18 protein-coding genes are annotated in these 13,392 nt (G+C 49.2%); 14 read left to right on the plus strand and 4 right to left on the minus strand.

Annotation, left to right across the window (positions count from 1 at the left end; translation table 11 throughout):
* Window positions 1–27 precede the first annotated feature (27 nt).
* The 4 genes from IPL17_RS15165 to IPL17_RS15180 are packed head-to-tail and all read left to right on the plus strand — an operon-like array spanning window position 28 to window position 2,390.
* Entirely contained in the window at window positions 28–795 is a 768-nt protein-coding gene (locus IPL17_RS15165) for an isoprenylcysteine carboxylmethyltransferase family protein (RefSeq protein ID WP_345307918.1), read from the plus strand.
* A 3-nt stretch (window positions 796–798) separates the two neighbouring features.
* A complete protein-coding gene (locus IPL17_RS15170; protein WP_345307919.1) occupies window positions 799–1,281 on the plus strand; it encodes a nitroreductase family deazaflavin-dependent oxidoreductase in 483 nt (160 codons plus the stop codon).
* Between the two features lie 6 nt (window positions 1,282–1,287).
* The gene (locus tag IPL17_RS15175) at window positions 1,288–2,097 is read left to right on the plus strand and encodes a saccharopine dehydrogenase NADP-binding domain-containing protein (protein WP_345307920.1); all 810 of its coding nucleotides are present in this window, start codon (window positions 1,288–1,290) and stop codon (window positions 2,095–2,097) included.
* 11 nt (window positions 2,098–2,108) lie between these two features.
* A complete protein-coding gene (locus IPL17_RS15180; RefSeq protein WP_345307921.1) occupies window positions 2,109–2,390 on the plus strand; it encodes a hypothetical protein in 282 nt (93 codons plus the stop codon).
* On the opposite strand, the gene murI is transcribed toward IPL17_RS15180, so the two are convergent.
* The 4 genes from murI to IPL17_RS15200 all read right to left on the minus strand — a co-directional run bounded on the left by murI (window position 2,359) and on the right by IPL17_RS15200 (window position 5,393).
* Window positions 2,359–3,180 (minus strand): glutamate racemase, encoded by an 822-nt coding sequence (murI, locus tag IPL17_RS15185; RefSeq protein ID WP_345307922.1) that lies wholly within the window; start codon window positions 3,178–3,180, stop codon window positions 2,359–2,361. The two genes, IPL17_RS15180 and murI, sit on opposite strands and share 32 nt — an antisense overlap.
* A gap of 27 nt (window positions 3,181–3,207) precedes the next feature.
* On the minus strand, window positions 3,208–4,476 hold the full coding sequence (locus IPL17_RS15190) for an MFS transporter (RefSeq protein ID WP_345307923.1): 1,269 nt from the start codon (window positions 4,474–4,476) through the stop codon (window positions 3,208–3,210).
* Window positions 4,477–4,574: 98 nt separating this feature from the next.
* Entirely contained in the window at window positions 4,575–5,090 is a 516-nt protein-coding gene (locus IPL17_RS15195) for a hypothetical protein (protein ID WP_345307924.1), read from the minus strand.
* A 63-nt stretch (window positions 5,091–5,153) separates the two neighbouring features.
* The gene (locus tag IPL17_RS15200) at window positions 5,154–5,393 is read right to left on the minus strand and encodes a hypothetical protein (protein ID WP_345307925.1); all 240 of its coding nucleotides are present in this window, start codon (window positions 5,391–5,393) and stop codon (window positions 5,154–5,156) included.
* Window positions 5,394–5,620: 227 nt separating this feature from the next.
* On the opposite strand from IPL17_RS15200, the gene IPL17_RS15205 reads away from it, so the two are divergent.
* The 10 genes from IPL17_RS15205 to IPL17_RS15250 all read left to right on the plus strand — a co-directional run bounded on the left by IPL17_RS15205 (window position 5,621) and on the right by IPL17_RS15250 (window position 13,350).
* Window positions 5,621–6,943, plus strand: a complete 1,323-nt coding sequence (locus IPL17_RS15205) for an endonuclease NucS domain-containing protein (protein ID WP_345307926.1) — start codon at window positions 5,621–5,623, stop codon at window positions 6,941–6,943.
* A 118-nt stretch (window positions 6,944–7,061) separates the two neighbouring features.
* A complete protein-coding gene (locus IPL17_RS15210) occupies window positions 7,062–7,604 on the plus strand; it encodes an HNH endonuclease signature motif containing protein (RefSeq protein ID WP_345307927.1) in 543 nt (180 codons plus the stop codon).
* A 144-nt stretch (window positions 7,605–7,748) separates the two neighbouring features.
* Window positions 7,749–8,156: a hypothetical protein gene (locus tag IPL17_RS15215; protein WP_345307928.1), complete on the plus strand. Its 408-nt coding sequence runs from the start codon at window positions 7,749–7,751 to the stop codon at window positions 8,154–8,156.
* Window positions 8,157–8,159: 3 nt separating this feature from the next.
* On the plus strand, window positions 8,160–8,282 hold the full coding sequence (locus IPL17_RS15220) for a hypothetical protein (protein WP_345307929.1): 123 nt from the start codon (window positions 8,160–8,162) through the stop codon (window positions 8,280–8,282).
* 228 nt (window positions 8,283–8,510) lie between these two features.
* Entirely contained in the window at window positions 8,511–9,572 is a 1,062-nt protein-coding gene (locus IPL17_RS15225) for a phosphotransferase (RefSeq protein WP_345307930.1), read from the plus strand.
* Window positions 9,573–9,699: 127 nt separating this feature from the next.
* Complete coding sequence (locus IPL17_RS15230; protein ID WP_345307931.1) at window positions 9,700–9,924, plus strand: hypothetical protein; 225 nt, start codon at window positions 9,700–9,702, stop codon at window positions 9,922–9,924.
* 141 nt (window positions 9,925–10,065) lie between these two features.
* On the plus strand, window positions 10,066–10,692 hold the full coding sequence (locus IPL17_RS15235; RefSeq protein ID WP_345307932.1) for a hypothetical protein: 627 nt from the start codon (window positions 10,066–10,068) through the stop codon (window positions 10,690–10,692).
* A gap of 16 nt (window positions 10,693–10,708) precedes the next feature.
* A complete protein-coding gene (locus IPL17_RS15240) occupies window positions 10,709–11,383 on the plus strand; it encodes a hypothetical protein (protein ID WP_345307933.1) in 675 nt (224 codons plus the stop codon).
* Complete coding sequence (locus IPL17_RS15245; RefSeq protein WP_345307934.1) at window positions 11,380–12,063, plus strand: hypothetical protein; 684 nt, start codon at window positions 11,380–11,382, stop codon at window positions 12,061–12,063. Before IPL17_RS15240 ends, IPL17_RS15245 begins: the two co-directional genes overlap by 4 nt.
* A 9-nt stretch (window positions 12,064–12,072) precedes the next feature.
* On the plus strand, window positions 12,073–13,350 hold the full coding sequence (locus IPL17_RS15250; RefSeq protein WP_345307935.1) for an FAD-binding oxidoreductase: 1,278 nt from the start codon (window positions 12,073–12,075) through the stop codon (window positions 13,348–13,350).
* The last annotated feature ends 42 nt before the right edge of the window (window positions 13,351–13,392 follow it).

Consider the following 13,392-nt stretch of genomic DNA (forward strand, 5'->3'; position numbering starts at 1 on the left):
TAATCACAACACCAAAGGATGGTCACCATGAACATCAAAGGCATGGACTCACTCGCAAAACATGTTCCTGAATTAAATTCAATGGGCGGAAAATTACGAATTACTCTTTACGCATTAGGCTTGTTCACACTGGTCAATGTATATTTCATCCTCACAGACAACATCCCCACCTGGAGCATCGACAGCGAGATCATCATCAGTTCGCTGGGATTTCTTCTCCTAAGCTTCTTCTTCTCCCGCAAACAAGCATACAAAGAAAAATATAAAGAACTTGCCTACCGCAATGCCTTCGCCCATTACGCCCTGCCCGGGCTGGGACTCATCTTCGGAGCCGTCGCACACGCTGGCTACATGAACGGTCCCTTCGTGCCCATCGGCTGGTGGACAATCGTCTTTCTTGCCCTCGGCTGGTTCATGGTCTGCGTTGGCGCATTATTATGGGTTCGCAGTGTCCAGACATTTGGCGTGGACAATCTCACGCTCTTATATGTTTATTACCCCGAGGAAGGCCAGATCATTGATTCAAGTATTTACAGCATCCTACGCCATCCGATCTACGCCAGTGCGATCCGCGTTTGGATGGGGCTTGCACTCTTGAACGGGAATGCGAACTCCATCATCTTCTCCATTTTCGTGCCGCTTGGACTCACAGGCTGGATCCGTCTCGTGGAAGAAAAGGAATTGATCGAACGCTTCGGCCAATCCTACGCTGATTATCGCAAGCGTGTCCCCGCCTTCTGGCCGCGCCTGCGTGATCTGGGGAAATTCTTCAAGTTCCTACTTACAGGAGGATAATCCATGAGCGCCTTTGACAAACGACCCGGTCAATTGCAAAAATTCTTCTTCAAGGTTCCAGTCATCCTTCACAAAATGGGACTCGGCGGCTGGGAGCGTCTACTCGGCGCGCAATGGATGCTCATCACCCACATTGGACGCAAATCAGGCAAGCGCTACGACTCGATGGTTGACGTGATGGATTACGACAAAGCCTCCGACACTTATTACATCGAAGCCGCCTATGGCGCGCGCGCCGACTGGTATAAAAATATTCAAGCCAATCCAATCTTTGAAGCAAAGGTTGGACGCAGAAAATTTAAGGCGCGCGCAGGAGCGCTCACCACCGCAGGCGCAAGCGAAATGCTTGTTCAATTCTATCGAAGCAAACCCGCCTATACCCGCTCCGTGATGGCGATGGCAGGGATGAAATTCAAGGATGAAACGGAACTACGCGAACTGGGAAAAAATCTAACCCTGCTGGCCGTCAAACCTGAAAAAGAGTAAAACAACATGAAAAAAATCCTAATCCTGGGCGGGTATGGATATACTGGCAGACCGCTCGCCAAACATTTGCTCGCTCAAACCGATGTTGAAATCATCATATCTGGCCGAAGCATACAAAAGGCAAAATCTTTCGTGGATGAATTGCACGACTCGCGTGCATCCGCAAGACAGGTTGATGCGTCCAATATTAACGATCTAACGCAAGCGCTTCAAGGCGTGACATTGTGTTTGGTCGCCGCGCCAACCACGCAGCACGCTGAGACAGTTATCCGCGCCTGCATCGCCGCGCACGTGGATTATCTCGATGTGCAGCTCTCATCCAAAAAACTCAGCGCTTTATATGGCGCAGAAAAAGAGATTCAGCAGGCGGGGTTATGTTTCATCACCGAAGCGGGCTTTCACCCCGGTCTGCCCGCCGCGATGATCCGCTACACTGCAGAAAAATTGGACATAGCCGAATCCGCATTTACGGCTGGCTACCTCAATATGCGGGGCCTGCCCTACACCGAAGCCGTGGATGAACTCATGGAATGTTTTCTTGAGTATCAGGCGCAAGTCTACAAACATGGCGCGTGGACAAAACCCACTTCCTGGGATTCGCGCGTTTTCAATTTTGGAAATGATATCGGCAAACGCACAGGCTATTCCATGTTCTTCGAGGAACTGCGAAATATTCCTAATTTGATTCCAACCATCAAGGATACTGGATTTTATATTTCAGGCTCGAACTGGTTTACAGACCTGATCATCACCCCGATCGTTTTTGTGGTCTCAAACTTGCGCCAAAACGCGGGCTTCGTCCGCTGGGTAAATTGATGTGGTGGGGTATGGGAAAGTCTAAGCCGCCGTATCTGGTGGCGCTCAAAGTGGAAGCAAAAGGTCAATTGAACGGCAGGCAGGCTGAGGTCCAGTTGCAGATCGCGCATCCCGATGGATATGAACTGACCGCCATCCCCGTCGTCGCGTATCTGCTTCAATATCTCGATGGCACGGCGCGCCGCGCTGGAGTCCACATGATGGGGCACATCGCCGAGCCGCTGCGCCTGTTCAAGGATATGCAGCGCATGGGCGCGCAGATCACAGAGTCACTTGATCATCTTTCCACGTAACCGCTTCAACTTCGCCATCCGTCCCCAACAATAAAGGCAGCAGGGATTTCATCGAAGCAGGATCAGCGGAAGTATAGAATCGGACTCTCTGGCTTTCACTCGTCTGATTTAGATTCACACTCACCTCAAGCAGACGTTTGACCTGTCTCGCCACCGAGGGAGCGGGGTCTATCACCCGAACATGCGCGCCCACGATCCGCTCAATGAGCGGAATCACGAACGGGTAGTGTGTACAGCCCAATACGACTGTATCGATATTTTTTTCCAGCATCGGCAGAAGCGCATCTTCCAAAATTGCGCGGGTTGCATTTGACTCCAATTCCCCTTTTTCAATTTGACTGACAAGCCCAGGACAAGCGTGCTGAAAGAATTCAACGCCCGCGCCAAAACGTTCCACAACAGACGCGTACAATGCGCCCTGAAAAGTTGCGGGAGTTGCCAGCACGCCGACCTTGCCTGTCTTGGTTATCTCCGCAGCAGGTTTGACAGCAGGCTCCATGCCTACAAAAGGGACTTCAGGAAACCGTCCGCGCAAATATTTCAACGCCGCGGCTGATGCTGTATTGCAAGCCACAACGATCAGCTTGGAATTTTGTTCGAGTAAAAAGCGCGTGATCCCCTCTGAAAATTTCTGTATCTGTTCCATCGAGCGCGGCCCATACGGGACATGTCCCTGATCGCCAAAGTAGACCATGGATTCGTTTGGCATTTGTTCACGCATCGCACGCAGGACGGATAATCCGCCTACGCCAGAGTCAAAGATACCGATGGGATTTTCTAATAGTGGCATAAGGTTATTTTACTTCTTTCGGAAATATCAATGTTTTTCGACAGGCTGCAATTCCCAATCGCGCAATCCTTTTCGAAAGAAAAACATGAGCAGCGCGCCGGCGGCCAAACATAAAGAATTGATCATGATGACGGTTTGCGTGCCAAGCATCTCGGCGGTGTAGCCAATAAAGAGTGAGGACAATGGCTGCAAGCCAAATGTCAACATGGTGAAGAGGCTGATAATGCGGGCGCGCATGTTAGCGGGCGCCATTAATTGCATGACGCCCAAACCTGTGGTCAACACCAACGGCGCGCCGAGGCTGACAAAGAAAATCGCCACCATCGAAAGCGGCAGCCATGTGGAGCGTGACAAGAGAAAATAAAAAGTTCCCATCCAAACCGCGGCGCCGCTGATAATCAACCCAACCCGTTTGGAGGCCTGGGATAATGGAAGCAGGATCAGCGTGGAGATCAATGCGCCGGCACCCGACGCGCCGAATAGCAAGCCAAATGTCTGGGAGTCGCCATTGAGGACGTGGTCTGCCACAGAGGGGAGAATGTTCATGATGGACAACCCAAAAAAGGTCACGAGGGCGGCGAAGACCATCAAATCGATCATGCGCGGCTGCACCCGAATATAATCCACTGTCTCTCGAAATTGACCGCGCCCGCCATTGTGCTTGTTAATTTCCTGTTGATGAGAGCGCACCATAAAGATACTTAACAAGACCACCATGAAACTAAATCCATTGATCCAAAACGCGGCGGCTGAACCAACCACTTTAAGCAGAATTCCCGCAATGGCCGGCCCCAACATGCGTGCGACCTGCAGCCCCATGATATTAAGTGTGATCGCCTGGCGCACCTGGCTCATTCCCGAGAGATCGCCGATAAAGGCCTGCTGGGCGGGAAAATCCAGGGCGTTGATCGTGCCGAGAATGAAAGCAAAAATATAAATATGCCAGATCTGCACAAGATGGGTTTGAATTAATAGCGCGAGAGAAAAAGCGAGAAGCATGGCGATGGACTGTGTCACCAGCAGGATCATGCGGCGATTGAAGCGGTCCGCGATACTGCCAGCCCAGGGAGCCATCAAAAGGAGCGGCAAACTGTTGAGCATGACCACGATCCCCAACGAGCTTTCTGACTGGGTTAATTCCCAAACCACCCAGCTCTGGGCAGTGGACTGCATCCAGGTACCCAACAGAGAGACGGCTTGACCGCCGAGATAAATCCGCAAGTTGCGGTTTTTTAGCGGAGCAAAGCTGCCTGCATACATGCGCAGGATGGATGAAAACCGATTTGTATTGATCAATTAATTTCCTTTGGAGAGCAGTGAGTAGTGAGATGATCGCAGCGGAACCTTTCCTGCTGTCCCGCCGCAACCTTATCCCAACATTGTTACTTTTTACGCTATGGCCCCGGAGTCCAGGTCGCCGTCGGCGTGGGTGTTCTTGTATTGGTCGGGCTGGGCGTAGGCGTGGGCGGCGGAGTGAAAATCTGCAGGGTGGAGAGATCGGTATTCGGATCAACTTGCAAATATATATCCTGCACCCAGCAAGGAACGTGATAGGTGGGATTATCAACCAACAGCCAGCCTGGAATACTGCCGCGCCCAGCCAGCTTGACGCGGATATCCTGTTTTAATGAACTGATAACATCATACACCGGGCCGGGTCCCCACCAACACAGCGCGGCGCGCGCAACGAGCGGATCCTGCGGAGTCGGTACGGGCAAAGGCGAGACCGTGTCTGTCGGTACGGGAGTTGCAGATGAAGGAGCATCTGTAACTGATGCGAGGGCTGCGACCGTCGGCGTGTTGGTAGTTGTTGGGATGGGGATCTGTGTAGCCTGCGGCAGATTACAGGCAAGCGCAGCCAAGGTCAGTAAGAGCAGGGCGGAAATCATTCGCAAAATGGGACTATTCACACAACACCTCCAAAGCGTAGCTGGTGATATTGTAACAATAGTTTAAACATATGAATTGAACGGCTACTCGTCATCTTCAGTTTGCAAACCGTACGTTCTCGCCATCGCGGACTCGATCTCCGCGTCAGTATGCTTTTCACATGCCACCAGCGCACGCGCGGTATGCGGCACAAGTTTCCCGCCCACGCTCATGACCTTGGCATCTACAAATTTTCCGTTCGCATCATTGACCACATAAAGCTGATACAGCTTTCCGCACACAATACATCCGTGCATTTCGCCTTTGGTATGTTTTTCTGTCATAAAAGCCTCCAAGAATAATTTAAATATACATCAGTTTTGATGAAATATTGGGATTTGCGATAGAAGTTATCTATATCACTTGTCCAATCAGGGGTTTTCCTGTATGCTTGCCGGTAATAACAGTCTGCTTATTTGCGCTATTGCCATCCGTGATACGACGATTCGGAAGGGCGTTTGTTTAAGAGGGAACTCTAAGTACTTTACGGAAGAGTTAAGAGGAGAGAATTATGCCAATAAAAACTGAAATCTGGCGCATTAATAATGGACTGGAAAAAGTATCTTTTTCATCTCTGGATGCAGAGATGAAACTTGAGTCTATTCTTGATAGAGATATTTCAATTGTTGACCCTGGTTTGATGGTTATAGGGCGACAAGTTACAACTGCATTTGGAAAGTACATTGATTTGCTTGCGATTGACTCAGAAGGTCATCTCGCAATACTTGAATTAAAAAGAGACAAAACTCCACGGGACATCGTTGCACAAACACTTGACTATGCTTCGTGGGTGCAGGGATTGACTTACGATGATATTGTAAAAATCTACGCTACTTATGACACCACAAGAAATTTTGAATCCGCCTTTGAGCAAACATTTGGCACTCCTCCGCCAGAAACCTTGAACGAGGATCACAGACTACTAATTGTTGCAGCAGAATTGGACAATCACACAGAACGAATTGTTAATTATCTATCGTCGAATTATGGTGTGCCAATTAATGCTGTTTTCTTCCAATATTTCAAACAAGGGCAAAACGAATTCTTGTCCCGCTCATGGCTAATTGACCCAGTTCAAGTTGAAACGCAAGCAAGTAAAGCTGTTAAGTCACGTGGAAAAGAACAATGGAACGGAATTGATTTTTACGTTTCCTTTGGCGATGATAAAAGACGAAATTGGGAAGATGCAGTTAAATATGGATTCATTGCTGCAGGTGGAGGCAAGTGGTACAGCAATACACTTTCCTTATTACCTGTCGGTGCAAGAGTATTTGTTTACATTCCAAAAGTCGGATATGTAGGGGTTGGCATGGTGAAAGAGGAGATTGTCCGAATCAATGACTTCATGGTGAAAGTTGATGGAAAACCAACTCCAATCCTACAACTCCCTCACAAAGCACCAGACATGGGCAAAGATTCAAATGATCCAGAACTCAGTGAATATTTAGTAAGGATAGACTGGATAGCCACAAAGCCAACAAAAGAAGCCGTTTGGGAAAAAGGAATGTTCTCCAATCAGAATTCTGCGTGCAGGTTACGCAATAAATTCACCGTGGAACGGCTAACTGAAATTTTCAAATTAGATCAAGGCATTGAACAAGTCAAAACCGAATATCCTGTTCCTATCAAGGCGACGCATAAAGGTGGGACATATCAGGCAGAGCTACTCAATATAAAAGGTCTAGTTCGATTTAACAACAAAGAATATAAAACACCAACTACCGCAGCAAAAGTTATTATCACTGATTGGAAAGAAGTGAATGGTTGGGATTTCTGGCGTTATCTCAACCCGTCAACTGGCGAATGGGAAAAAATTGGAAAACTAAGAAGATGATATCAAGTTTTCACGCCAAGCGGCTGGCGTCGCTGCGGGAGTTAAAGTCTGAAACGCAAGAGGAATTGGATGCGTTGTTACCTTCCGTGCTGGATAGGGCGTTTAAGGGAGAGTTGTGATGGATAAAGTGAAATTACCTCTATCTCCACAAAGAACAACCACTGGGTTTGCGTTTTCCTATGTAGAGCGCGCTCTTCAAGAAAGTTTGGCAAATCGGCAATTTGGTCAAGATGACATGAGAAAGGTTCTTGAATTTTTTGAGTTTGAGGCGCTCGAGTGTGTTTATTGCGGAAATGTTGAAATTAAACGATGGGATCACCTAGTTGCTGTCAAAAATGGTGGTGAAACAGTGCTTGGCAACATGGTTCCTGCATGCTCAAAATGTGATGATTCCAAACGCGACATTGCTTTTGATGTTTGGATGCAAAGTGACTTTCCCAATTCGCCCAAAAGCAGAGGCATTGAAAACATTCAAGAACGAATCGAACACATCAATGCTTATATTCAACATTTTGAGTATAAAATTCGACCACTAGAAACTCGCTTGACAGCCGATGAACTTACGAAATTGGAACAAGTCAGAATATCCATCCTACAAACTCGCAAAGAATGCGAGGATTTGATTGCAGAGTACAACAAGAGGATCAATGGAAAATCTTGATAGCGTCCAGCACGGTTGGCTTCCCCACAAGGAGATGATATCGCTGCGGGAGCCCCATAAGGAAGTGATATTAGAGTCCGCTACGGGGGAGGAGTTGGACGCGTTGTTACCGTCCGTGCTGGATAGGGCGTTTAAGGGTCAACTATGACAACATACAATACAAATCTTGCCGCTGAGTTTTATGTGCTTTCAATGCTTCATCGTCTTGGCGCAGACGCAGCACTAACATTAGGTAATAAGAAGGCTGTTGACATTATTGTGGCTAGTGAGAATAGAACAATAACCACAGTTGAGGTAAAAGGACTTGCAAAGGCTTATGATTGGCCTGCAGATAATATTCACAATTTTTTAGATTCTCAACACTTCTATGTATTAGTGTGCTTTGAAGGAAAGATAACTGATCCTTTATTCCCGCCATCTGTATGGATAATTCCATCTGAAAAATTGAGCCCGTTTATCAAGAAATATGAGACTCGTATAGTGATTTCACGTGCAAAGATAAAAGCAGATGGTCAACAATTCTTGCATAAATGGTCACTAATAACTGGGTGAACTATGATGATTAAGATTAATGCGCTGCGGGAATTACAGTCCGCTACGGGGGAGGAATTGCGCCCGCTTTTTGGGCGGACGTTGTTACCGTCCGTGCTGGGCAGGGCGTTTAAGGGAGAGTTGTGAAAAGACCTGACAGGTTTCCACGGAACGACTTCCGACTCGAATCCATGCCCGTTCATGGGTTACGGTCGACTCAGGTCACGATGAAACCTGTCAGGTCTGGAGTTGGTGATGCGCGGTTGGCGTCGCTGCGGGAGCCCCACAAGGGGGTGATATTACAGTCCGCTACGGGGGGGATAGTTGGGTACGTCGGGGTGTGTAATTTCTACACAATCGAGTAGCATAAGCCGCATGGACCAACAAATCATCGCCCGTTTCAACGACACCATCTTGCACAAAGCCATGCGCCGCTATGGCATTCGAAAAGATCAGATCAAGCCGCTCGATGCCTTTGAGAGTTTCATCTACGAATTTGAGCGCGGGGGAAAAGATTTCATTCTGCGCATCGGTCACAGCTTGCGCAAGAGCGAAGCGCTCATTCAAGGCGAAGTGGATTGGATCAACCATCTGGCGCGGGGCGGCGTCTCGGTGGCGCAAGCGATCCCATCTGAAAAGGGAAAGCTCGTGGAAGTCATTGACGACACGCAGGGTGGTCAATTTTTAGCCACTGCTTTTATCAAAGCGAAAGGTCAACAGCCCTGGGTTGCCGGGTGGACATCCACACGGTACGAAAACTACGGCAGGCTGCTTGGCCAGATGCACGCCCTGGCAGTGGACTATCAACCTGTCCCTGCCTGGCGGCGCCCAGAATGGAACGATGCCAGCTTGAATTTTATTGAGCTGTACCTGCCCAAGACGGAAGCCATCGCACATCAGACCTATGAAGCCGTGCTGAAACATATCCATGCCCTGCCCAAAGACCCTGCTTCATATGGTCTTATCCATCAGGATGCCCATCAAAACAATTTTTTCATGGATACGGATGGGACGCTCACTCTCTTTGACTTCGACGACTGCGCATACAGTTGGTTTATCAACGATATCGCCATTGTGCTCTTCTATATTTCAATGGATGCCGAAGAACTTGGATTCAAAGACAGCGCTTCCTTCACCCACGAATTTATGACCCATTTTCTGCGCGGGTATCGTCAAGCCTTTACCTTGTCCCCTGCCTGGCTCAAGGAGATGCCCGCATTTCTAAAATTGCGCGAACTTGAACTCTATGCCGTTGTCCATCGCGATTTCCAGATCAAAGGGGTTGAGCACTGGATACTGGAAAGCTTTATGCAGATCCCCGGTTTCGATGTCAACAACGGCGGCCACATATGGATCGCCAACTTCATGAAAAACCGCAAAACCCGCATCGAACAGGGATCGTCTTTTATTGATTATGATTTTGAGTCGTTGATGTAAACATCGTCACGGCGGGAGGAATCTTACAGAATTCAGGTGATTCAACCTGCCATTATTGCCTTATACTATACATGGCAATAAGATTGTATTGAGTTTTCCGAGATTCCATAATACCAAGGAGAATAAAATGGCATACACACTGGACACAAAGGTTGGCGATATTTTGAAAGACACGGGCGCTGTGAAAATCCTGGAGAAATACGCGCCGGGGGTTTCCAAGAATCCCATGATCGGATTGGCAAAGGGCATGACCTTAAAATCCCTGCTTGCCATGCCGCAAGCCAAAGACGCCGGCATCACTGAAGAAATGGTCAAGAAAGTGCTGACAGAGATCAACGCCCTGAAGAAATAAGCGAATCCCTTCGCAAATAGAATTACAAATAAAACTGGAAGTCTCCGCGCCTTCCAGTTTTATTTGTCCAGGCGCACGATCATTACCTTGAAAGGATGTACGCGCATGCGCCGCGATCGTTCATAAGCCAAGGAGCATCCGATGAAGATCCATCAAAGAGGCTGGTTCTATTTCCTGATCATTCTGGCATTGATCGCCCTGGATCAATTTTTTTTCAACTTCTTCTTTAAGCTCTCGTATTTTGAGTGGTATTTAAAAAACGGCTCATTGATCAGCATAGGCGCAGCCCTGGTGACCTTTGCCTGGGATGTGAACAAGAACCCCGGCTTGATCTCTGCCAATCCGCGCCAGTACTGCGGCGCATACTTTCAATTGATCGGCGCTCAACTGCTAGCCTTTGGCAGTGGCGGGAAGAGCAATCAACGCAGACAGACTGAAGGGGAATCTCCATTAATACTGCTGCTCGATTCTCTTCAATTCATTGTTTTCGGCATCCTGATCATGCTGCTATCCGCAGTTTGGATCATCATGATCGTCCCCATCCAATATTTTTTAATTTTGTTTCTTGGCGGACCAGGCAGAATATATTCAAACTCCCCCATCAGGCTATTGGCAAAATTTGAAAGCACACGGCTGGAAACCAAGGAAATTCCGCGCGAAGAGAAAAAGCCCGACGACTGGATGGATCTGAGCATCGCCAACAAACCAGTCACATTTACCTACGCGCTGATCGCACTGGCACTGGCTGTAGTCAAATTTTTTCTGTGAAGATAACGGAGGAATTATGCTTAAGCGTTTAAATGAATCACCGCGGCTGGATATTATCATCGCGATCGTGATCGCGGTCGTATCGGTCACAACCGCGTTCGCGGCATGGCGCGCCAGCATGGTCAGCTCGGCGGCGGGAGACGCGATCCGCCAGGGGTTGATCGACGCGTTGAAGAAACAGGCGTCCACGAACGAAGACTGGCGCAAAATGTATGAGGAGGCAGGCTACGCCCAGACATACGCGGTGGCATTGGCGCAAGTGGAAGCCTTTGAAAACAGCAGTGACAAAACTGCGCAGGCACAAGCCAGCACCATGCGCCAATATCTTCTGCCGAATCTGCAATTGGTCGCCGATCCGCTCACCACCGATGAAAAATATCTGATGAGTGACGGGACCTACGATCTCGATCTGCGCTTCGCGGACCTTGAAGCGGCTACCCCTGACCTGGCAGCGCTTGACCCTGAAGCCTCGTTCAAACTATCCGATCAATATTCCTCGGAACAGCGCTGGCTGACGGTGGGAGTCATCCTGCTGGCGATCAGCTTATTTTGGCTGGCCCTCTCCGAGTTAAGTGTGAAAAGTTCCCGTCTGGTCACGTTCGCCATCGGCGCAGGCATCTACCTGTTCGGCCTGATCTGGTTCGGACTGGTTGAACTGATCTTCTTTTCCATCCGCGGAGGTGCGCTATGAACGAAACGCCCATTCCTGAAACCCCTGAGCGCTATAAGACTTTGATCGTGGTGTTGACGCTGATCACAACCGTCATCACTGCCATGATCGCCACGCTGCAGGCGGATGCGAATATCCGCGCGAACAATGCCAACCGCGATTCGCAATATTATGCGATCCTCGTCTCAGGCGAATTGGTGCGTTCGGGGTTGCAAAGCAGTTACGACCTGAATACTTTTTCAAAGGTATTGCTCGAGAAGCAGACCGCTTTGATGATGCAATTCACTGCGCTGCAAAGCGAACAATCTGCCGACAAACTGGGAACCGCGTTAAACAATATCAGCGCGCTGGCGGCTCAGGCGCGTGCCGATAAATTAATCAATTTTTCCATATTTTATACAGACCCGCGCTACGCGCCCAAAACCACAGACGGCCTGCCGGATGCTGGCGCGTATCTGACAGATATAAGCGATGAGGCAAATAAAATTCTCGAAAAACAAAATGCCGCCGCGGATGAATATCACAAGTGGAACAATAAATCCGACGCGTATGTGGGCGTGCTGACCGTGATTGCGGTTGCCTTCTTCCTTTTTGGTCTTGCGCAGGCAGTGAAAGGACGAATGCGGCTGGTGTTTGCGGTCTTCGGCCTGGTCATATTGCTGGCGGCCAGCGCATGGACATTGTTAATTTTAGTAGCATAAAAAAACCTCATGACACAACACGAATGTTTCTGGTCGGTGGATTCGCCGCCTAAAACCTACCCAAACAAACCCCTCCCCAAAAACACCGATGTTGTTGTTATCGGGGGCGGCTTCACCGGCACATCTGCCGCGCTGCAACTGGCAAAAGGCGGCGCGCGCGTCACTCTCGTTGAGGCGGAATCCATTGGCTGGGGCGCCAGTTCGCGCAATGGCGGCCAGGCGCTCTCGTGCCTGCATCACACCCTCGAACAGTCCATAAAGATCCACGGGCGCGAACTGGCGCGGGAGATGTTCCAAGCCGCAGTGCAAGCCGCGAACACTGTTGAACAAATCGTTCATGATGAAAAACTGGATTGCGATTTTGTGCGCTGTGGAAATATCGAAGCGGCCAGCAAACCCGCTCATTTTGAAGCCTTGAAACGGGAGCAGGAAACCCTGTATGAAGTGGCAGGCTTCGATGTCAGCATCCTGCCAAAGAACGCGATCCGGTCCGAGCTGGGAACTGATTCGTATTTCGGGTTGATGGTCAACCCCCGCAGCGGATCAGTCCAGCCGGCGAAATTCGTTCAAGGCATGGCCTTCGCAGCCGAGCGCGCAGGCGCCGATATCCACGAAGGCACGCGCGTGCTTGCAATCGAAAGAGTCGACAGTTTAGACGGGACCCATTTCATCGTCAAAACGGATCGGGGAATTATTTCCTCAAAAGAAGTGGTACTGGCAGCCAATGCCTGGATCGGGAATATCGCGCCGCAATTTCGCCACCGTGTTCTACCTGTGGACAGTTTCGTGATCGCGACCGAACCGCTGCCCAAAGAACTGGCAAAACGACTGATCCCCAATAACCGTGTCGCCTACGATACAAGGAATGTACTTGCCTATTATCGTCTCTCGCCCGATGGGCGCATGGTTTGGGGCGGTGAAGGGACCATCAAGGGAGCGAGTCCCAAAATGAATATCAATATATTGAGGCGGGGCATGATCAAGGTCTTTCCTGAATTAGCTGATTTCAAAACAGACTATTTTTGGAGCGGGACGCTTGGTATCACGTTTGACGAAAATACCCACGCAGGACAGATCGACGGCATGTGGTATTCGATGTGCTATGTTGGGCATGGCGTAACCCTCGCCACTTATTTAGGAAAGCAATTAGCAAATGCAATTCTTGGCAGGGAAAGTTACAATCCCTTTGCAAATTTAAATATTCCGCTCATGCCCGTTCTGCGGGGTAATTCATGGATGGAGAATATTGGAAAAACCTGGTACCGCTTACTCGATATGATCCCGTAAGTGCTGCAATTATTTCTACAACTTATTTAATTCCCCAAGGAG

The organism is Candidatus Villigracilis saccharophilus (genome assembly GCF_016711665.1).

What these genes read in the sequence shown, in the direction of transcription:
- murI (WP_345307922.1), bottom strand. Translation starts at nt 3,180, where the DNA reads ATGCCACTATTAGAAAATCCCATCGGTATCTTTGACTCTGGCGTAGGC.
- IPL17_RS15225 (WP_345307930.1), top strand. Translation starts at nt 8,511, where the DNA reads ATGGACCAACAAATCATCGCCCGTTTCAACGACACCATCTTGCACAAA.
- IPL17_RS15210 (WP_345307927.1), top strand. Translation starts at nt 7,062, where the DNA reads ATGGATAAAGTGAAATTACCTCTATCTCCACAAAGAACAACCACTGGG.
- IPL17_RS15215 (WP_345307928.1), top strand. Translation starts at nt 7,749, where the DNA reads ATGACAACATACAATACAAATCTTGCCGCTGAGTTTTATGTGCTTTCA.
- IPL17_RS15220 (WP_345307929.1), top strand. Translation starts at nt 8,160, where the DNA reads ATGATGATTAAGATTAATGCGCTGCGGGAATTACAGTCCGCTACGGGG.
- IPL17_RS15240 (WP_345307933.1), top strand. Translation starts at nt 10,709, where the DNA reads ATGCTTAAGCGTTTAAATGAATCACCGCGGCTGGATATTATCATCGCG.
- IPL17_RS15165 (WP_345307918.1), top strand. Translation starts at nt 28, where the DNA reads ATGAACATCAAAGGCATGGACTCACTCGCAAAACATGTTCCTGAATTA.
- IPL17_RS15205 (WP_345307926.1), top strand. Translation starts at nt 5,621, where the DNA reads ATGCCAATAAAAACTGAAATCTGGCGCATTAATAATGGACTGGAAAAA.
- IPL17_RS15170 (WP_345307919.1), top strand. Translation starts at nt 799, where the DNA reads ATGAGCGCCTTTGACAAACGACCCGGTCAATTGCAAAAATTCTTCTTC.
- IPL17_RS15230 (WP_345307931.1), top strand. Translation starts at nt 9,700, where the DNA reads ATGGCATACACACTGGACACAAAGGTTGGCGATATTTTGAAAGACACG.
- IPL17_RS15200 (WP_345307925.1), bottom strand. Translation starts at nt 5,393, where the DNA reads ATGACAGAAAAACATACCAAAGGCGAAATGCACGGATGTATTGTGTGC.
- IPL17_RS15175 (WP_345307920.1), top strand. Translation starts at nt 1,288, where the DNA reads ATGAAAAAAATCCTAATCCTGGGCGGGTATGGATATACTGGCAGACCG.
- IPL17_RS15180 (WP_345307921.1), top strand. Translation starts at nt 2,109, where the DNA reads ATGGGAAAGTCTAAGCCGCCGTATCTGGTGGCGCTCAAAGTGGAAGCA.
- IPL17_RS15250 (WP_345307935.1), top strand. Translation starts at nt 12,073, where the DNA reads ATGACACAACACGAATGTTTCTGGTCGGTGGATTCGCCGCCTAAAACC.
- IPL17_RS15235 (WP_345307932.1), top strand. Translation starts at nt 10,066, where the DNA reads ATGAAGATCCATCAAAGAGGCTGGTTCTATTTCCTGATCATTCTGGCA.
- IPL17_RS15245 (WP_345307934.1), top strand. Translation starts at nt 11,380, where the DNA reads ATGAACGAAACGCCCATTCCTGAAACCCCTGAGCGCTATAAGACTTTG.